Raw genomic sequence first — 18655 nt, 5'->3', positions numbered from 1 at the left:
ATGTAGATACTTTTCACTGTTGATATAGTGGAAAGTATCTATACTAAACATTAGCAATCTTCCGTATAAACATTATCAATTTACTATATATTCCAGTAGTGTTAACCTACATATGAAAGGCTTTCTTTTTCAAAATATTACCCCTAATAAATTTTTGAAAAAGTCAACTGTCTCCAAAATTGCCATTCATGCTTAGCAAAAAAGAATCCTGCAGGATTCTTTTTTGTGTTCGACAGAATATGACAAAATACATTTGAATAATTTGTTATATTGTTAAAAGGTTATTATGGAAAGAGAAGGAGACTTAAGTATGAGATTTAAGAAATTAATTTTAACAAGTGCACTTGTTGCAACTACAGCATTTACTTCAATTGGAACAGCGGAGGCAAACGCAGGTTTTAAAGATGTTCCAAACAATCATTGGTCTTATAAAGCAATTATGGATTTAGCAAATAAAAACGTTGTTGCTGGATACGGAAATGGACTTTTTGGATTTGGTGATGATGTAACGCGTGAGCAAGTTGCAGCTCTTATGTTCCGTCACTTAAAACCGACAGTAAAAGAACAGTATAACAATCCATATAAAGATGTTACGGATCGTTCAACTATGTTTAAAAAAGAGATTCTTGCTTTAACAGAGATGGGCGTATTCGTTGGAGATAACACAGGGAAATTCAGACCGAAAGATGCGTTAACTCGTGAAGAAATGGCACAAATTTTGACAAGAGGATTCCAATTGCAAATTAGAGGGGATCATAATTTCACGGATGTAGATAGAAATGGATGGGCGAATCCTGCGATTACTGCAATTAAATCAAATTATATTACAGCTGGAACTGGTGACGGTACATTCGCACCTAGAATGCATGTAAGTCGTGAGCAATATGTTCAGTTCTTATATAATGCAACGTTACCACTTGAAGAAAGACCAGGAGCAAAACAACCACAGCCGAAACCAGAAGTAAAACCAGAACCGAAACCAGAAGTAAAGCCAGATCCAAAACGTTTTGCTAACTGTAAAGAAGCAAACGATGCGGGATATTATGACATTACAAGAGATAGTCCATATTACGGTAAGCATTTAGACCGTGATGGAGATGGAATTGCTTGTGAGAAAAAGAAAAAAGGTAAATAAGAAAAAGCACTCAGTCTGAGTGCTTTTTCTTATGGAAACATGCTATTTTTTTAGGCACTTTTCATAAAATGAAAGTAAGGAAATGAAAGTAGGTGACAAAATGCCGTCAGTTGTGGAAGGAGTTATTATTGAAAACTGCAATGGAACGATTAATTTAGGAGATAAATATAACGTGCAGCCGATTGAAAAAACGAAAGCTTATAATGGATCGGGATCATCGAATACAGGAATAAAAGTACAAACGTTTAGCGGGGTTAGTACAGCCGATGTAGTAGATAGCGATGTATATGATCAAGTAATCCAATCTACGTTATAATTTTTATATGCAAAATTGCATAAAGTAACATGTTTATGCTGTGCTACAATTTATTTGTGAGCTGTTAATGATTCTTCTGTATTATAGTTGTTAGATTAGAAGTATAACATCTTATCGAAAATCATACGTATAAAAAAGACACTTCAAACGAAGTGTCTTTTTTCATTTTAGTGATACCCTTTAGCAGAGTCTTTATGGATTTTATTTTTAAAGATACTGTAACTCCAAAGTTGATATCCAATAACAATTGGTACCATAACCATTGCAACGAAGAACATAATTTTTAAGTTTAATTGACTACCAGCCGCGTTGTATAACGTTGTACTATAAGCATCATTAATACGAGATGGTAACATTCTTGGGAACATACCCGCAAAGCCAGTTGTCATAAACATTGCGATTGTTAAGCAAACGAATGTGAATGCAAGACCAATTTTGTGTTTGTACACCATAATAAGTGCGAGTACACTCATTAACATTGCAAGTACTGGAAGAATGAATAGTACAGGATATTCTGTGAAGTTTTGGAATAAATTTGTACGATTTGCAGTTGCTACATAGAAAATAGCTAAAATGATAGCAGCTGCCATTGAAAATGGTCTAGCGATTTTATAAGCACGGTCAGATACTTCACCAGTTGTTTTAATCATAACCCAAAGTGCACCAGATACGACGAATATAGCTGTAAAGAACAGACCTCCTAAAATGCCGTAATGATTTAGTAAACTAAGTAAATTTCCTTCATAGCCATTTTTTCCGATTTGTAGTCCGTAATAAAGATTAGCAAATGTAACACCGAATAGGAAAGCAATTAAGAAACTACCAATTGCAAATGCCCATTTACAAGTTTTTTGCCAAATTGGTGAATCATCTTTATGCATGAATTCAAGTCCAGCAGCACGAGCAAATAGTGCAAGTAATACTAAGAATAACGGTGTATATAAATAACTAAACATATTTGCATATGTGACTGGGAAGGCAGCAAATGTTGCGCCACCAGCTGTAATTAACCACACTTCATTACCGCCCCAGAACGGGCCAATTGCTTCTTGTAATTGATTTCGTTCTTGTCGGTCTTTCGTAACGAAAGGAAAAATCATTCCGTTACCAAGTGCATATCCATCAAGAATAAAGTAAACTGTCCAAATCACGCCCCATAAACCAAACCAGATAATCGCAAGCATATCATGAGACATGAGCTGCACCTCCCTCAGTAGCAGGTTCCTCTAATGCTGCTGGTCCTTTTTTTGCGAACTTCAGCATTAAGTATACGTCTGCGATTAAAAGTAAAGTGTAGAACAAGATTAAACTAATTAATGAGAACCAAATTTGTGGGACAGATATAGGTGATACAGATTCTGCGGTACGCATTAGTTTATATACTGTCCATGGTTGACGACCTACTTCGGCAACAATCCAACCAGCATTAATTGCGATATATGGTAGTAAAACAGACCATATTGTAATTTTTAAGTAACGTTTTGAGTTTTCTAGTTTTCCTTTTCGATTTAAATAGAAACCGTACCAAGTTAATGCCATAAAGAACATGCCAAGTGCAACCATTAAGCGGAAGCTATAGTACACGAGGTTAACATTTGGACGATCTTCTTTCGGAATATCTTTTAAACCAACAATTTCGCCATCAAATGAATTTGTATAGAAGAAGCTTCCTAACTTTGGAATCGTTAGGAATTCAAAGTTCTTCTCGTTTTTTACATCAGGAATTTGCACAATTGAGAAGCCTTGTCCTTTTCCAGTTTCCCAAACAGCTTCCATCGCAGCACCTTTAGCAGGTTGATATTTAGCTGCTGATACACCAGATTGATGTCCCATAAACGGTGTAATTGTTGCGGCGAATAAGCCTAACATTAAGCCAAACTTAAATGATTTTTTGAAGAATTCAACTTCATTTTTACGTAATAAGTGATAGGCACTAATTGCCATAACGAAGAAAGCACCAACAATATAACAACCAACTACAGTATGGAAAAACATATTCCAAGCGTATGGATTCGTAACGAGTGCCCAGAAATCATTTAATTCAGCGCGGCCGTTACGTACGACGTAGCCAACAGGGTTTTGCATAAAGCCGTTTGCTGTAATAATCCAAAGTGCGGAAATATTTGTTCCAAGTGCGACCATCCACATACAGAAGGCACGGAACTTTGGTGAAATTTTGTCTTTACCGAATAACCATATTCCCATGAAAGTAGATTCTAAGAAGAAGGCAACGAGTGCTTCGATTGCGAGAGGGGATCCGAAAATATCTCCCATATATTTTGAGTACTCAGACCAGTTTGTTCCAAATTGGAATTCCATCGTAATCCCGGTTATAATCCCCATTACGAAGTTAATTGTAAATAATTTACCCCAGAAATTTGCCATTTTGCGGTATGTTGGATTCAATGTGCGGGCGTATTGAGTCTCCATACACGCTACTAAAATCACAAGTCCGATTGTCAAAGGCACAAATAAAAAATGATAAAAAACAGTAATTGCAAATTGAAAACGACTCAGTAACAGAACGTCGGACATAATAAATATTCACTCCTTTTTTACATTATCTACAATCAGTTTATAGTGAAAATGCGTTTAAAGTATGTGAGACTTGTTACAAAGCTGTGTGTATATTTTGAAAGAATTATGTCGATTATCTGAAAATATCTTATTTTTACTATAAAGCGATATCCTTTTTGTGTTTTTCATATTTTGGTACACTATTCATGTAGTGTAAACGAGAGAAAAGAGGGTTCCTTACTATGAAGTCATTAGAAGAGATTTTGCAATACAATGAGAAATTTGTTGAAGAGAAAAAGTATGAAGAGTTTGTAGCGGGGAAATTTCCAAACAAAAAGATGGTAATTATTTCTTGTATGGATACAAGACTTGTTGAACTATTGCCGAAAGCGATGAATATGCGTAACGGCGATGTGAAAATTATTAAAGTAGCAGGCGCTGTTATTTCACATCCATTTGGAAGTATTATGCGTAGTATTTTAGTCGCTGTATATGAACTTGGCGCTGATGAAGTATGTGTAGTTGGTCACCATGATTGTGGTATGGCAAAAATTCAAGCAAGCAGTACGATTGAGAAAATGAAAGAACGCGGTATAACAGAAGAGAAATTAGATATGCTTCGTTATTCTGGAATCGATTTAGAACAATTCTTGCGCGGTTTCTCTAGTGTGGAAGAAAGTGTAGAACATAGCGTATCAGTACTTCGCAACCACCCATTACTTCCGGAAGAAGTACCTGTTCACGGTCTTGTTATCGATCCTGATACAGGAAAATTAGATTTAGTTGTGAATGGTTACGAAAATTAAGAATGTACTTTGTCATCCTTTTTATCTGGGACAGGATCAAATCCTCCTGGATGGAAAGGGTGACATTTTAATATACGCTTACAAGTAAGCCAAAAGCCTTTGAATGCGCCATGCTTTTGAAACGCCTCTAATCCGTAATGAGAACAAGTTGGATAAAAGCGGCAAGTTGGTGGTGTCATCGGAGAAATGAACTTTTGATAAAAGCGTATAATCCCAATAAAAATCTGTTTCATAACGATCTCCTTTTCAGCATATTCTTAAAGTATTATAGCACGACTGTACATAATACTTTACTAATGTGCATTTCCGTTATATCATATTGGATATAACGGAATTAAATTAAAAGCGGGAGAGATGTTGTATGCCATCAGTAGAAAGCTTTGAATTAGATCATACGATTGTAAAGGCACCTTATGTAAGACATTGCGGAGTTCACAATGTAGGTAGTGACGGTATTGTAAATAAATTTGATATTCGTTTTTGCCAACCGAATAAACAAGCAATGAAACCAGATGTTATTCATACGTTAGAACATTTATTAGCATTTAATTTACGTAAATATATTGATCGTTATCCGCATTTCGATATTATCGATATTTCACCAATGGGCTGCCAAACAGGATACTACCTTGTAGTAAGCGGAACACCGACAGTTCGAGAAATTATTGATTTATTAGAACTAACATTAAAAGATGCGGTTCAAATTACAGAAATTCCAGCTGCAAATGAAACGCAATGTGGTCAAGCGAAGCTTCACGATTTAGAAGGAGCAAAACGCTTAATGAACTTCTGGTTAAGCCAAGATAAAGAGGAACTTGAGAAAGTATTTGGATAAAGAAAAACTGCCTGTGAAAGGGCAGTTTTTTTATTTTGTTAAGAGTCACCATATTCTTCTTTTTTATAAAAATAAACTAGACACTCCAACATATAAAACAAAAGCAGAACCGAGAAAATAAACAAATGTTTTTGCTTTTTGCTGCTCTTTTATTTCATCGATTCCAAAAAGGAGAAACATAATACTTAAAAGGATAAATACGAATGACAAAAGTATAGAGATATTTGCAAAGAGGCTAAATATAGCGAGGATGAGGGCAATTGTTGCGAGTATAATTCGAGTGTTTTTAAACATAATCCTCCTTTAGTAGAACAGTATAAATGGAATAACAAAAATAATTGTAAACATGCTTAAACCGATGCTAATGACTCCAATTTGCTTTTGTTGTTTTTGAATTGTCTCAATGCCTACTAAAATGCCATATAAACTAAAAAGGAACAAAATGATAGGTGAAAGGATTTGAAAGTTCATTGTAAATGTGCTGTATAAACATAAGATCAAAGTAGTAAAAACGATGGTTAGCTGTAATTTTCTTATATGCATTTGAACCTCCTAGTAGAAAGATAGTTATTGAGAGACAAAAATTATAATAGCAACGATTAAAATGAATACGCTAGAAAAGAAGGCGAGTGTACTATATACTTTCTTTTGTTTCTGTTTTTCTTCTGCGCTCATGATGAAGGTCATAATGGATAAAGCGATGAGGGTATAGGGCATTATAATAAGTGCGTTAGTAAACATTTCAAATAGAGCGAGAGCGATGACGATAAGGGTGGATATAATTCGTAATGTTTTTAGCATATAAATCTCCCCTTTTTAAAAAATCATCCTCTATTTTATTACGTGTTTGTAAATGCTAAATTGCTCAAGATTTTATTCTATACGTAGCGAAGTTAGTTTGATATGAGAACGAAGAGCGTAAGAATAGAGACGAAAAAAAACGGAATGCTCATGGATTTTCGTCCGGATATAATTTCGTTAATTCCGACAAGAATAAAGAAACAACTGAGAATAAATTGTACGTATGGGAGAAGTGAGAAACGATCGGTAATCTGGATATAAGTGCAAAGAGAGAGTATGAGAAGCGTGAAAAGTCCTAAAACAATCCGTAAACCAGTTAGCATGTAATTCCCCCCTTAAATAGATTATTTACCGGAATATTTCTGAGAAGCTAAGAAATAAAGCGCCAGATCCAGCGAGAAAAGCAAGTATACCACTAGATTTTCTGTCTTGTTTTATTTCTCCTAGTCCTATAGTGAAAGCCATTAATCCTAAGAAAATGAACATATAAGGCATCATTTCTCTATTACCAGTAAAATATCCGTAGATTACTATACATAATGCAATGAGTGCAAAAGTAATCTGTAATCCTTTTAGCATATATATCCCCCCTGTTATTTTATATAGCTAATGATAAGGAAAATCTAAATAAATTCGGTTCCTGAATCTTTTTTCTTTATTTGTTCAAAGGTAATGAGGAGTATGAAAGTTCCTAATAGAAATTGTGAAAGTGATAGAAAGTTATGTTGACCTGCTAGTAAACGAATACTGAATATGATGTGGGCTAAAATAAGTAGTAGTATACGAAGCGTATTATGAATTCTTCTTGCTATTTTTTGTATACGGGTTATCTTCTGGTTTATCGACGGAATGTTTATAAGCGTAGCCTTTATTAATCGTCATGACGGAGAGTACTAATATGACTAGGACGATGATAATACCGATAATTAATATTTTAAACATGGAATCCCTCCTTTTCTTTATTTTACATAATTTTGTAATTGATGAAAACAATAGAAATAAAAAGGATGAAAGAAGGGTGTTACATGGAGCAGAAAAAAACATATTATATATCAATAGGAAACGGTCAAATTTCACAAGTGAAGACAGCGGATACGTATAATTTTGAGATTTCCGCAAATGATGAGGAAATTACGGAGTTAAGAGAGTACTTCGATCAAGCATATGTAGAGGATTTAGGGTCATTTGTACGCTCCCACGTTCCATTTGTTGAGTATCATCACGATTCTAATAATGACCGATATGATGAACAACTACAAAAAGCATATAAAATGATTTACGATTTAGGAAATCATGAGACGAAAGAATTAGTCGCGCAAATGGGAATAATCAATGGATTATAATTGGATAATATTATGCAGAAAAGCGAGAATATGCTACAATTTGTGGTAGGAAAAACTTGTAACCATCAATAGGGGAGTAATGGCATGTACAAATTTAAAGATTATTACCACAACACTGTACAATTATCGTTTGAACGTTACCCATTTTCTCCTGAGCCAAAGCATGTTTGGGTTGTATGCCGGTACGGGAATCAATGGTTATTAACGCATCATTTACGTCGCGGTCTTGAATTTCCAGGTGGAAAAGTAGAACTAGGGGAAACACCGGAAGAAGCGGCAGTTCGAGAGGTTCATGAAGAAACCGGCGGCATAGTTTCTGATTTAACTTACTTAGGACAATATAAAGTATCTGGAAAAGACAAAATAATCATTAAAAACATTTATTTTGCAACAATTAGTGCGGTAGAAGAACATACGCATTACGAAGAAACGAAAGGATCTGTTTTATTAACAGACATTCCTGAAAACATTAAAACGGATAGAAAATTTAGCTTTATAATGCGCGACGATGTATTGGCGCGTACGATGAAACATATAGAAGAAATCGGCTGTTTTACGAAGTAAAGTAGCCGGTTTCTTTTTTTGTTTGTCAATTTTTGTCGGTAAGTCGATATATTTCAAAAATCGCTGATAAACTTTCTGGAAACCTCCTTACAGTTTTTATAATTCATTATCGCATATTTGTTAAAAAATGATTATTATATGTTTGTAGAATGTATTGATGGAGGAATGTATGAAGAGACTGTATGGCAAGTTAGTAGGGGTTATCGTTGCAATCGGCTTACTAGCAGGATGCGAAAGTTCTATGAAGAGTGTGAAAGAAAAAGAAGTGTGTAAAACAGACGAAGAATGTGTGGAAATAGGAGATAAGAAACTTCAAAAAGCATATGAAAAAATAGATGGATTATCTGAGCTTGAAGCAGTAGAAGATTATGAAATAGAAGAGCATGAAAGTGCAGATATGAAAAAGGCAGAGCAGAAAAAAGAAGATGATGATGAAAATTACTTCTTTTTAGCTTCTTATTATATTGATGGTGATGAAATTGTAGATCCTTATTTTGAAAAAATAGAACGGAAACGTTTAAATAAAGTATTTGCTGATGATAAAGAAGCGAAAGAAGAGGTGCTACAACAACGTCAAGATAGAGGGTATCATGAAGATTTATGGGATATGTATCGCACGCTCATTCCAGCAAAATATCGCGGGAATATAACAGAATTTGATCTAATAACGGATGGTTATGACGGTGTTGTTGCTCACGTTATGCCTAGTATAGAGAATCCGAAAGAATGGACTCTTAGCTTAGATACACTTGATTCTGCGGTGAATATCGATGAAGTGATGAAAACATTAATTCATGAGACGGCTCACGTATTGACGCTCGGGCATAAGCAAATACCAGTAGATGAAAACTATGTAAAGGATTTTGAAGAGGATAAAGATATTTCAATGTACCGAAATAAATGTGGAAATCTTTTCTTACAAGAGGGATGTGCAAAGAAAACCTCTTATATTAATCAATTTTATAATTCTTTCTGGAAGCCTATTGAGCAGGAGTGGGCAGAAAAGAAAGTAGAAGAAAATGAAGAAACGCAAATTGCATTTTTTAAAGAAAAACATGATGAGTTTGTATCACAGTATGGAACGACAAATGTAGCGGAAGATATTGCAGATACGTTTACAGCATTTATTTTACAAGATTCAAAAAAGGTGAAAGAAGGATCGGAGTTAAAGTATAAAAAAATCGCCTTTTTCTATCAATTCCCTGAGCTTGTAAAAATGAGAGCGGAAGTGTTGTCGGGATTATATGATGTTTCGAAAACGATAGAACAATACAGTGGAAACTAATGAGAGTTATATATGTTAGCTAACAAAACGTAAAGAATTTTAGTTCTTTACGTTTTTTATGTTTATAAAATTGAAAATTCTGTATTTTTACCAAAAAAGAAGAAGGAACTATCATTATAAAATAGAATTAGTATAAAAATGTCACAATTTAGACACAATTATAATGCGCGTGTTATAGGGACTATAAGTTTACTCTCGAGGAGGTAATGAAACGTATGAAAACGATTCTTGCTGTCGCTGGTCTCATTTGGGTAATGTCTCACGGTTTTCCGATTTTTGAAGGGGAGCAAATTCGTAGTGCATTGGATAAAAAGTTTAATGATTATCATGTGATAGATCGAAAAGATAATGTCGTTACAGTACGTGTGAAAGATTGTTTCCATACAGTTACGGTTGCGGATGGAAACGTTAAAAATGAAACAAAGATGTGTGATAAAAAGTAAAAGAAAGAAGCTGACTATAGTCTATTGCCCTAAGTCAGCTTTTTTTCGTTTTCCAATTAGAAGTTTTTCAAATGCCTCAACAAACACATACATAAGTGTTGCGAGGACGCACGTGAGTAGTACGCTCAGTAAGACAAGTGTGAAATTAAATACTTGGAATCCATAGCTAATTAAGTAGCCAAGGCCTTGTTTAGAGACGAGAAGTTCGCCGAATATAACACCGACCCACGATAATCCAACGTTCACTTTTAACGTTGAAATAATAGCTGGGAAAGATGCAGGGAGAACGACTTGTTTATAACATTGCCATTTATTTGCACCAAATGTGTCCATCACTTTTATATAGTTAGAATCGACTTCTTGAAATGCGCTGTAAATAACGAGAATGGTAATGATGATGGAAATGATTACTCCCATTGCAATCGACGAAGAAATATTTGGACCGAAGATTACAATGATAATCGGACCAAGTGCTACTTTTGGCATGGCGTTTAGGACGACGAGATATGGATCGAGTACGCGGGCGAGAAGTGGTAGCCACCAAAGGAAAGTAGCGATAATAGCTCCGAGCACTGTTCCAAGAATGAAGCCTACTCCCGTTTCAAGTAATGTCGTCCATATGTGAACCCAAAGCGAACCATCCATCCATTTACTAAGGAAGAGCTCCCAAATGCTTGAAGGAGAGCTAAAGAGTAAAGGATCAATCCATTCTTTTTTGCTAGCGATTTCCCATAGTGCAAAGAAAAGAATGAGTAGTAAAAGCTGCAAAGAGCGTGCTAACCATGCGCGCCTGCGTTCTTTCTTCCGAAACCGTTCATGTAGTTGTTTTATATTATCCAAGACGCTCCAGCTCCTTCCATATATTTTGGAAGAGGGATGGGAAGTCATGGTGGTGGCGTGATTCTAACGGTGATAGGGAACGTATGCTTTCTGGGACGATAAATGTTTTTGCAATTTTTCCAGGATTCGCTTGCAGTAAATAAATACGATCACTCATCGCAATGGCTTCTTCAATATCATGTGTCACGAGTAGTGAAGTTTTCTTATATTTGTGTAGTAAGCTGAAAACGAGATCTTCTAGTTTCAATTTCGTTTGATAATCGAGCGCCGAAAAAGGTTCATCTAGCAATAAAATTTTTGGGTCGGTCGCTAACGTTCGAACGAGGGCGGCACGTTGACGCATACCACCGGATAGTTCACGAGGATATTGCTGCTCTACATCATGTAGACCGACTTGCTTTAAAAGCTGTAAAGTATGTTCTTTCGTCTGTTCATCGTAAATGTTTCGGATATGAAGTCCGAGCATAATATTTTCTTCAATTGTCTTCCAAGGAAACAAGTAGTCTTGCTGCAACATATACCCCATAGATGAAGTTTTCGTTGTAATGGGCTCGCCATCTAAAAAGACGATACCCTCAATTGGATCAAGCAGCCCGGCAATAATGGAGAGGAGTGTCGTTTTGCCGCAACCACTTGGACCGAGTATCGAAATGAATTCGCCTTCTTCCGCTTGTAAACTCATATCTTCGAGAATTAATTTGGCATTCTCTTTTGCGAAAAAGCAGTGAGAAACGTTACGTATTTGTAAAAAGCTCATACACTTCGCCTCTATTTCTTAATAACGCTCTCGGCAATTTTTGTATTGACGAGCGCTTCATGTGGAACTTCTTTTTGTAATTCGCCAGCGTCTTTCATAATCGTTTGGAGCTGTTTCCATTCTTCAGCATCTAATAGCGGATTTGTCGCATAAGAATGTTGCTTTTTATACCGTTCAATTACTTTTACTGTAATGTCTTTTGAAGTGTCTTTAAATAACGGAGAAACGGCATCAGCAATCTCTTCTGGACTATGAGTATCAACCCATTGTTGCGCTTTATAGAGCGCCCGTGTGAATTTTTCAGCAGCAGCTTTATCTTTCTTTAAGAAACTTTCCTTTGCCATGAACGATGTATACGGAACAGTACCAGATTCATTTCCGAACGAAGCGACGATATAACCTTTTCCTTCTTTTTCGAATATACTTGCAGTCGGTTCAAAGAGCTGGACAAATTCTCCCGTACCAGATGCGTAGGCATTTGCAATGTTAGCAAATTCGATGTTTTGAATTAAGTTTGTATCTTTGTGAGGATCAATGCCATTTTTCTTTAAAACGTATTCTCCAACCATTTGTGGCATGCCGCCTTTACGCTGTCCTAAAAATGTAACACCTTTTACGTCATTCCAATTAAAAGAGTCTAATTTTTTACGCGAAACTAAAAATGTTCCATCTGTTTGTGTAAGTTGTGCGAAGTTAATGACAGGGTCTTTTGCGCCTTGTTGATGAACGTAAATGGACGTTTCAGAACCGACGAGAGCAATATCAATCCCGCCAGATAATAAGGCGGTCATCGTTTTATCTCCGCCAGCTGTCGTTTGAAGGTCAATATTTAATCCTTCCTCTTTAAAAAATCCTTTTTCAATCCCGACATATAACGGGGCATAGAAGAGAGAATGGGTAACTTCGCCGACGCGAACGTTTTGAGTTTGTTTTTTCGTATCTTCTTTTTTACTACTGCAAGCAATAAATGTGAAGACAGCTAGTAACATGATACAAAAAACAGCTATTAATTTTTTCACTATATAACACCTCCTAGAAGTCACTCTACAAGCATGATATGTAGGTAAGTGCCCATATGTGAGTGTAGATAGCAGGAATTTTTTTGGGGATAAAGAAGTACAAATATAAGGGGTGATAAAATGGAGTACGAATATGATGATAGCGTACATTTACATCTTGATTATTTCGGAACAGAATGTGATATGGAATCGATTGCTTATAAGCGGAAGAATGAAGACGTGTGGGATGTGTATTTTAATTTTGGAGCATATGGTCTTCAGAAAGATGGGATCGAGACGGGGAGATTTATGGACGAATACGCTGGCTATTACGTTTTTTCTGTACATGCTCGTGATCTTAGCTGGGAATTGGGAAGTGCCCAATTTGAAGAGTGGGTTTTGAAAAATCATATCGTAGAAAAATCGCTGCAAAAATAAGGAGGAATTTTGTGGTCGATTTTCTCATTTTCTTGTTTATTTTTGTAGTCGGATTTTTTATTATGCAAGTGCTCATTTACCGATTTGCAAAGAAAAACATCCAAAAATACACAAAAATAAAATGGCTTCATTTGTGGCTAGAGATGAATATGAAAAAAGGACCGAGATTAGATCTTTTTGATTTTGTAGTTATTGTACTCGTATGTATCGTATGGAAAATATGGCTGTTTCCTTTTATATAATACACATGCTAATGATTTTCTCTTTTATCCCACTTTAACGGGCAGTAAGACCCCCACCTCAAAATGCAGCGAAAACAAAGAAGTTAGATGGGGGATCAACTGCCCATAAAAGTCCGATTGGTTCAACTAATAATCAGTGGGGGATGAAGAAAACCCCCACTGATTAAAGTTTCACTTTATCCCACTTTAACGGGCAGCCCGCCCCCCACCTCAAAATGCAGCGAAAGCAAAGAAGTTAGGTGGGGGCGGGTTCTTTTCGTTATAGTAATAGTTGTAAAAAACTTGCAGTTATAAGTAAAATAGTGAGTAGTGTTGTGAAAGATATTTTGACAAATACAGAAACACATACATACGGAATTAAAGTGTGATTACAGAATGGACAAATTGGCTGTGTGCAAAGTGTGGGGTAATAAGAAAGAGGTCGTCCATTTTTGGACGACCTCTTTCTTATTATGCTTGGTTAGTGCGGAAGAATGGAAGCTTCTGCACAATGTGAATTAATCCGTATGCAAGAATTAAGCACATAAGGGGATTAATGAAAAATCCATAGCGATTAATTGCTAAGAATAAGTTTGAGAAGATAATGTAAATAATAGAACTTGCTACTAGCATCATAACGCGTTTATGTTTAAATGAATTTAGCATGAAGCAGAAGCTGCTCAAGAATGTACCGATAATAAACACTCTATGACATAGTTGCATAAAGTTGTGAATACGGTATTGATCTACAGCAGGAGCTGTTTTGAATAATTCAATTGTTTTACCGACAGTGAACCAAGAGAACCAATAAGTGAAGTCCGTCTTAAAGCCGTTCTTGATTAATTCTTTTGCGTATGCCCCTTTGTCATCTAAGCCTTTGGCTCTCATTTCGTTTACTATATTTTCATATCCAATTTTATTAAATGGATCAGCACCGGCAATTAGTGGATCAGCACCTTGGGTTGAGAATAAAATAAATTGGTTGAGTGCTAAATAGTTACGAACAACCCATGCACCAATAATAAAGAAAGGTCCGATAAACCATAACAATCCGATTCGAATGGAGTCTTTAAATCCATATGTAAATAACACAACAAGAACAGGAATGAGCATCATTGGAGCTGGATTTGGACGGAACATAAGTAAAATTGAAACGACAATTCCAAACCATATATGGAATTTCACTTTATTGTATTTCCATGCGAGAACAAATACATATACACATAACGCCAATAAGAATATGGATGGAACTTCTGTTAGCAATGTACGGAAGTATGTATAGTTACTTGGATAAATAGCATATAAAATACTTGCAACAATTCCATAAATGTTTTTTTCGAACAATTCTTTTCCTATTAAGAATACTAATAGCACTGTGCAAAGGTTCATGATCATGTTAATAACAGTTGCTACGTAATAGTAAGGAATTGATGTAATATCAGAAATAATCATAGCGCCAGCTAATAGTAATGGCTGACCTGGTGTAATATATGCATTTTTCCCTGGAACTTCACTAGGTTCTAAATACACATAACCAAATACACCATGTTTTAATAGTTGTTCAGCTGTTAACGAATAGTTAAAGGCATCATTTGCACCATATGTTACTTTGACTAACTCTCCATCTAATCCTGGCTGTTTTACTAAACAAAAAACGTGCAACAGGAAAGAAAGCGCCAAAATTGCATATACCGCTTTAGGCAAACTCTTAAACTTAGTAAGCAAAAATGAGCAACTCCTTTTTTATTAATTCTTTCGTATTTTCATGTGAAATCGTTAATAGTATTAAGGATTTCCAAAACATAGTTATTATATCATAAAGTGGAATGCTGAAATTAAGTTTTTCAAGAATGAGTAATTTGTATGCTACAATTTAACTGGTGATTAAGGGAATATTAAGACAATACATTTATGATAGAAGCAAGTATGCAGACGAAATATGTCATATATGTTATTTTAATAGAAATAGTTCTTTCGATGCGGGGGAAATTAAGACATAGAAACGAGGGAATGAATTGAAGTATGGTTCTACACTTTTTGATCTTCCAAAAAGAAATATATTAATTTCTAGTATTATAAGTAGTATGGTGACTTTATTAGTAATAACTATGCTGTTTATGATTTTAAAGGTTTTTAATTTAGACATAATGAAAGCTCATTTAAATCAAAATCTTGTTTTAATTGTTATGATGATTTTCATATGGGGCATAACATTTTATATTTCACATTTTAATAAAAAAGAGATGTCTATACTTAGGGCATCCCTACGAGTGCATTTTATATTATTTTTACTAGCTCATACAGTAGCGTTATTTTATATTGTCATGCAAGTTAATATGAGTTTCATAGAGGCAATGAATTGGATTTACTTTTATAACATGCAGTTTATATTAAGTTTTGTAGCAATTTATGCAATATACATTCTTGTTTATAATTTAATAGGCAAGGTTTTTCTAAGTATGATTTTAACGAGCTGTACGTTAGTCATTTTAGGCATTGTGAATTATTTAAAGCTTATTTTTAGAGGTGATCCGCTGTATCCTTCTGATTTCACACAAATTATGCATATGCAATCTGTTATACCGATGGTGATGGACTATTTTAGCTGGGGTTATATTTTTGTCATTATCTTAAGTATCGTGGCTTGTATTGTAGCAGGGATATATATGAGAAGGTATATTCAAAATGTAAAGATTCATCTAGGAATAAGAGCCTTATTAGTAGTAGGATCTATTTTTGTTCTATATGCGTACGGTAATTTTGCGAACACATTTATGAATAAAGTATTTCAAAAATCAGGTGTAGATTTTGTTTTGTGGGATCAAAATGAGAACTATGCTTCAAATGGTTTTGTACTTGGGTTTATTAGCAATTTAGATACAACAGTTATGGAAAAACCAAAAAATTATTCTAAAGAAAATATGCTTCAAATTGCAAACGATATAAAACAACAATATAGTGGAAATATAGGGAATCAAAAGAAAAAAGAGAAACCGAATATTATTTTTGTAATGAGTGAATCGTTTTGGGATCCGACGAAAGTAACAAATCTTTCTTTTAGTGAAGATCCTGTACCAAATTTGCATCATTATATAGAAAATTTTCCTGGTGGACAAACTATTTCTCCTACATTTGGAGGTAATACGGCGAATGTCGAATTTGAAGCGTTAACGAGTTATTCAATGAGTTTGTTAAAGCCAGGTTCTATACCATATCAACAGGTCGTTATAAATAAAAAAGAAATTCCATCAATTCCTACGGCGTTGAAAAAAGAAGGTTATTACACAAGTGCAATTCATTCATTTGGTCGCTCATTTTTCAAACGCGATGACGTATACAGAGTGTTAGGGTTTGATAAGTTTAATGCAGAGGATACGATGGAAAATGTAGATATTGATGGAGATTATATTAGTGATTTAGCGATGAGTAAAGAGATAATTGCTGAGTTAGAGAAACAAAAACAACCTACATTTATTCATGCAGTTACGATGCAAAATCATTTTCCATTTACAGAGGGACGATTTGGTGAAAACCTAATAGAAATTAGCGGGCTAGAAAATGAAGAATCAAAGGGAGAATTAGAGACGTATGCAGAAGGGTTAAGACGTTCAGATGAGGCCCTTCAATATTTAATAGAACAACTAGATAATTTAGATAGACCTACATTATTAGTATTTTTTGGAGATCATCTTCCATCATTAGGAACAAATAAATCTTTTTATAAAGAAAATGGGTATATAACGAATGAAAAAACACCGAATGAACGTTTAGCGATGGCGCAAACGCCGCTATTAATGTACGCAAACTTTGATATGCCAAATGATAATTTAGGTGTAGTAAGTCCAATTTATTTTTCTAATCTTATTTTTGATTATGCAGGATTAAATAAATCCTTATTTTATCAATTTTTATCCGAATTTTACAAGGAAATACCGGTGCTTAGAGATGAATTAAAAGTTGATAAAAATGGAGAAGTAATCAATGATTTAACAAAGAAACAAAAAGAAATGTTAGAGCAATATAAAATGCTCCAATATGATTTACTCGTCGGAAATCAATATAGTAAAGATATCCTTTTTAAATAAAAGAAACAAAAAGAACTTGTATAAAGATACAAGTTCTTTTTTATAGTATTTAACGGGGTAACCAGACAAGCTGGGTTTAGGGAGTATTACTTGTACATTTAGTATAAATGAAAATGTAATCGTTGTATTAGTTGATTTGTGAGAAATGTGTGAATTTTAACGTTTTTGAAAACTACGTTCCTATCGATACGATTTGGCATAGGTTTTTATGAATGCAAAAACTTTATAAGTTCTTCGTTTAGTTCATCCGCTTGATCGATTGGGGAGCCGTGACCACTGTTGGTGAGAGGATGTAACTGAGAATTTTTAATCCGTTTTTGTGTAAGTTCAGCGCTTTTGTATGAGATAAGTTGATCGTGAATACCGTGGAATATTTTTGTTGGCACGTTAATTTTACTTAAATCTTTTGTTACATCTTCATTTGCAGCTGCTTGCAATATTTTGATGAGGGCATAGGAAGCAGACTGCATACCGAGATAAGAAAACCATTCTAACGTAGCAGATCCTAAGTTTCTATTAAAAAATGATAAAGATACATCATTTAAAAATTTAGGGAGATTGGCATACATTTGATTAATGAGAGTATCTGCTTGTTCTTTTGGGACACCATAGGGAGATTCTTGATTTTTAACGAAAGAGGGGGAAACGGCATCGACTAATACAAGTTTAGAAATACGCTGACCATTATAGCGAGACATGTACCGAATAGAAAGGGCACCGCCTACTGAGAAACCGACTAATGTAGCATTTTCGACTTGAAGTGCTTCTAAAACGATGGCGATATCGTCTGCTAAACGATCGTATGTGTAACCAGTCCATGGTTTATCAGACTGCCCATTTCCGCGTATATCTATAGCGATGCAGCGGAAACCGTGCTGTGGTAACACGTTGAGCTGATATTGGTACATTTGATGATTTAAAGGCCAACCATGGACGAAGAACACAGTTTTGCTACCAGGACTGGGATTAACATCTTGCACAAAAATATGCACATCTTTCTCGACGGTAACAAACATGAATGAGCCTCCTATTCATACGCCAGGAGCGTAGGATTTCGTTCTATTAAGACACCAAGCTTTCCTTCATTTTTTACCATTTATATAAAATCTCTCCCACATAATATACGTATTATTGTTTATAATTTTTATGATTACATATCGTCTGAAAATATCAAAATGTTGGGATGATTTTCCTCAAATGTTCGATTTATCTTTGTTTGTATAAGAAAATCATTTATTATAATAAATGGTATTCTTCGCGATATTATGTTG

Annotated in this window: 24 protein-coding genes and 1 pseudogene; 12 read left to right on the top strand and 13 right to left on the bottom strand. The window is 34.9% G+C overall.

All coding sequences use genetic code 11. The features are described 5' to 3' along the window. Positions 1–310 precede the first annotated feature (310 nt). Together AC0NJG_RS24385 and AC0NJG_RS24380 are read left to right on the top strand one after the other, a co-directional pair. Positions 311–1135 carry an S-layer homology domain-containing protein gene (locus AC0NJG_RS24385; protein ID WP_087995811.1) on the top strand — a complete coding sequence of 275 codons (825 nt, stop codon included), beginning with the start codon at positions 311–313 and terminating at the stop codon, positions 1133–1135. Positions 1136–1217: 82 nt separating this feature from the next. Continuing rightward, entirely contained in the window at positions 1218–1451 is a 234-nt protein-coding gene (locus tag AC0NJG_RS24380) for a spore germination protein (RefSeq protein ID WP_140168638.1), read from the top strand. 167 nt (positions 1452–1618) lie between these two features. Here the strand turns inward: AC0NJG_RS24380 and cydB are convergent, their stop codons facing one another. Beyond that, positions 1619–2647, bottom strand: coding sequence for a cytochrome d ubiquinol oxidase subunit II (gene cydB, locus AC0NJG_RS24375; RefSeq protein WP_000017662.1), 1029 nt, complete (start codon positions 2645–2647; stop codon positions 1619–1621). Further along, the gene (cydA, locus tag AC0NJG_RS24370) at positions 2637–3986 is read right to left on the bottom strand and encodes a cytochrome ubiquinol oxidase subunit I (RefSeq protein WP_001286198.1); all 1350 of its coding nucleotides are present in this window, start codon (positions 3984–3986) and stop codon (positions 2637–2639) included. The genes cydB and cydA overlap by 11 nt, the downstream gene beginning before the upstream one ends. A gap of 224 nt (positions 3987–4210) precedes the next feature. Here cydA and AC0NJG_RS24365 point away from each other — a divergent pair, with 224 nt between their 5' ends. After that, positions 4211–4774 carry a beta-class carbonic anhydrase gene (locus AC0NJG_RS24365; protein WP_000838160.1) on the top strand — a complete coding sequence of 188 codons (564 nt, stop codon included), beginning with the start codon at positions 4211–4213 and terminating at the stop codon, positions 4772–4774. Here the strand turns inward: AC0NJG_RS24365 and yidD are convergent. Then, complete coding sequence (gene yidD / locus AC0NJG_RS24360; protein ID WP_000809329.1) at positions 4771–5007, bottom strand: membrane protein insertion efficiency factor YidD; 237 nt, start codon at positions 5005–5007, stop codon at positions 4771–4773. The two genes, AC0NJG_RS24365 and yidD, sit on opposite strands and share 4 nt — an antisense overlap. Before the next feature lie 128 nt (positions 5008–5135). On the opposite strand from yidD, the gene luxS reads away from it, so the two are divergent. Continuing rightward, a complete protein-coding gene (luxS, locus tag AC0NJG_RS24355) occupies positions 5136–5609 on the top strand; it encodes an S-ribosylhomocysteine lyase LuxS (protein WP_074602366.1) in 474 nt (157 codons plus the stop codon). 63 nt (positions 5610–5672) lie between these two features. On the opposite strand, the gene AC0NJG_RS24350 is transcribed toward luxS, so the two are convergent. From AC0NJG_RS24350 to ytzI, 5 genes are all read right to left on the bottom strand, one after another. Further along, positions 5673–5903: a DUF3953 domain-containing protein gene (locus AC0NJG_RS24350; protein WP_087954004.1), complete on the bottom strand. Its 231-nt coding sequence runs from the start codon at positions 5901–5903 to the stop codon at positions 5673–5675. 9 nt (positions 5904–5912) lie between these two features. Beyond that, on the bottom strand, positions 5913–6152 hold the full coding sequence (locus AC0NJG_RS24345; RefSeq protein WP_071722154.1) for a hypothetical protein: 240 nt from the start codon (positions 6150–6152) through the stop codon (positions 5913–5915). 24 nt (positions 6153–6176) lie between these two features. After that, positions 6177–6410, bottom strand: coding sequence for a DUF3953 domain-containing protein (locus AC0NJG_RS24340; protein WP_071722156.1), 234 nt, complete (start codon positions 6408–6410; stop codon positions 6177–6179). Positions 6411–6758: 348 nt separating this feature from the next. Further along, positions 6759–6989 carry a YczI family protein gene (locus AC0NJG_RS24335; RefSeq protein ID WP_071722159.1) on the bottom strand — a complete coding sequence of 77 codons (231 nt, stop codon included), beginning with the start codon at positions 6987–6989 and terminating at the stop codon, positions 6759–6761. 213 nt (positions 6990–7202) lie between these two features. After that, positions 7203–7352, bottom strand: coding sequence for a YtzI protein (gene ytzI / locus AC0NJG_RS24330; RefSeq protein ID WP_000472802.1), 150 nt, complete (start codon positions 7350–7352; stop codon positions 7203–7205). A gap of 83 nt (positions 7353–7435) precedes the next feature. Between ytzI and AC0NJG_RS24325 the strand changes: the two genes are divergently transcribed. The 4 genes from AC0NJG_RS24325 (at position 7436) to AC0NJG_RS24310 (ending at position 10045) form a co-directional block, all read left to right on the top strand. Beyond that, positions 7436–7753 (top strand): hypothetical protein, encoded by a 318-nt coding sequence (locus tag AC0NJG_RS24325; protein ID WP_000435820.1) that lies wholly within the window; start codon positions 7436–7438, stop codon positions 7751–7753. 84 nt (positions 7754–7837) lie between these two features. Beyond that, complete coding sequence (gene mutTA / locus AC0NJG_RS24320; RefSeq protein WP_474063547.1) at positions 7838–8317, top strand: antimutator 8-oxo-(dGTP/GTP)ase; 480 nt, start codon at positions 7838–7840, stop codon at positions 8315–8317. 169 nt (positions 8318–8486) lie between these two features. Next, the gene (locus tag AC0NJG_RS24315; RefSeq protein WP_087954005.1) at positions 8487–9602 is read left to right on the top strand and encodes a hypothetical protein; all 1116 of its coding nucleotides are present in this window, start codon (positions 8487–8489) and stop codon (positions 9600–9602) included. A 215-nt stretch (positions 9603–9817) separates the two neighbouring features. After that, complete coding sequence (locus AC0NJG_RS24310; RefSeq protein WP_000849109.1) at positions 9818–10045, top strand: hypothetical protein; 228 nt, start codon at positions 9818–9820, stop codon at positions 10043–10045. 21 nt (positions 10046–10066) lie between these two features. On the opposite strand, the gene AC0NJG_RS24305 is transcribed toward AC0NJG_RS24310, so the two are convergent. The 3 genes from AC0NJG_RS24305 to AC0NJG_RS24295 are packed head-to-tail and all read right to left on the bottom strand — an operon-like array spanning position 10067 to position 12661. Next, a complete protein-coding gene (locus AC0NJG_RS24305; protein ID WP_087954006.1) occupies positions 10067–10885 on the bottom strand; it encodes an ABC transporter permease in 819 nt (272 codons plus the stop codon). After that, positions 10878–11642: an ABC transporter ATP-binding protein gene (locus AC0NJG_RS24300; RefSeq protein ID WP_087954007.1), complete on the bottom strand. Its 765-nt coding sequence runs from the start codon at positions 11640–11642 to the stop codon at positions 10878–10880. The genes AC0NJG_RS24305 and AC0NJG_RS24300 overlap by 8 nt, the downstream gene beginning before the upstream one ends. 11 nt (positions 11643–11653) lie before the next feature. Beyond that, a complete protein-coding gene (locus tag AC0NJG_RS24295) occupies positions 11654–12661 on the bottom strand; it encodes an ABC transporter substrate-binding protein (RefSeq protein ID WP_142940722.1) in 1008 nt (335 codons plus the stop codon). A gap of 120 nt (positions 12662–12781) precedes the next feature. Here AC0NJG_RS24295 and AC0NJG_RS24290 point away from each other — a divergent pair, with 120 nt between their 5' ends. The 3 genes and pseudogenes from AC0NJG_RS24290 to AC0NJG_RS24280 form a co-directional block, all read left to right on the top strand. Then, positions 12782–13078, top strand: a complete 297-nt coding sequence (locus AC0NJG_RS24290) for a DUF3986 family protein (RefSeq protein ID WP_087954008.1) — start codon at positions 12782–12784, stop codon at positions 13076–13078. Between the two features lie 11 nt (positions 13079–13089). Further along, entirely contained in the window at positions 13090–13320 is a 231-nt protein-coding gene (locus AC0NJG_RS24285) for a hypothetical protein (RefSeq protein WP_087954009.1), read from the top strand. Between the two features lie 293 nt (positions 13321–13613). Further along, positions 13614–13688: pseudogene (locus AC0NJG_RS24280) on the top strand (DUF2196 domain-containing protein); the annotation flags it as partial. Between the two features lie 82 nt (positions 13689–13770). Here the strand turns inward: AC0NJG_RS24280 and AC0NJG_RS24275 are convergent. Next, entirely contained in the window at positions 13771–15024 is a 1254-nt protein-coding gene (locus tag AC0NJG_RS24275) for a glycosyltransferase family 39 protein (protein WP_000956217.1), read from the bottom strand. 290 nt (positions 15025–15314) lie between these two features. On the opposite strand from AC0NJG_RS24275, the gene AC0NJG_RS24270 reads away from it, so the two are divergent. Beyond that, positions 15315–17384 carry an LTA synthase family protein gene (locus tag AC0NJG_RS24270; RefSeq protein WP_087954010.1) on the top strand — a complete coding sequence of 690 codons (2070 nt, stop codon included), beginning with the start codon at positions 15315–15317 and terminating at the stop codon, positions 17382–17384. Between the two features lie 206 nt (positions 17385–17590). On the opposite strand, the gene AC0NJG_RS24265 is transcribed toward AC0NJG_RS24270, so the two are convergent. Further along, positions 17591–18400: an alpha/beta fold hydrolase gene (locus AC0NJG_RS24265; protein WP_087954011.1), complete on the bottom strand. Its 810-nt coding sequence runs from the start codon at positions 18398–18400 to the stop codon at positions 17591–17593. Between the last annotated feature and the right edge of the window lie 255 nt (positions 18401–18655).

The organism is Bacillus sp. SSR7 (genome assembly GCF_055902415.1).
This window is presented reverse-complemented; position numbering and strand designations above follow the sequence as displayed.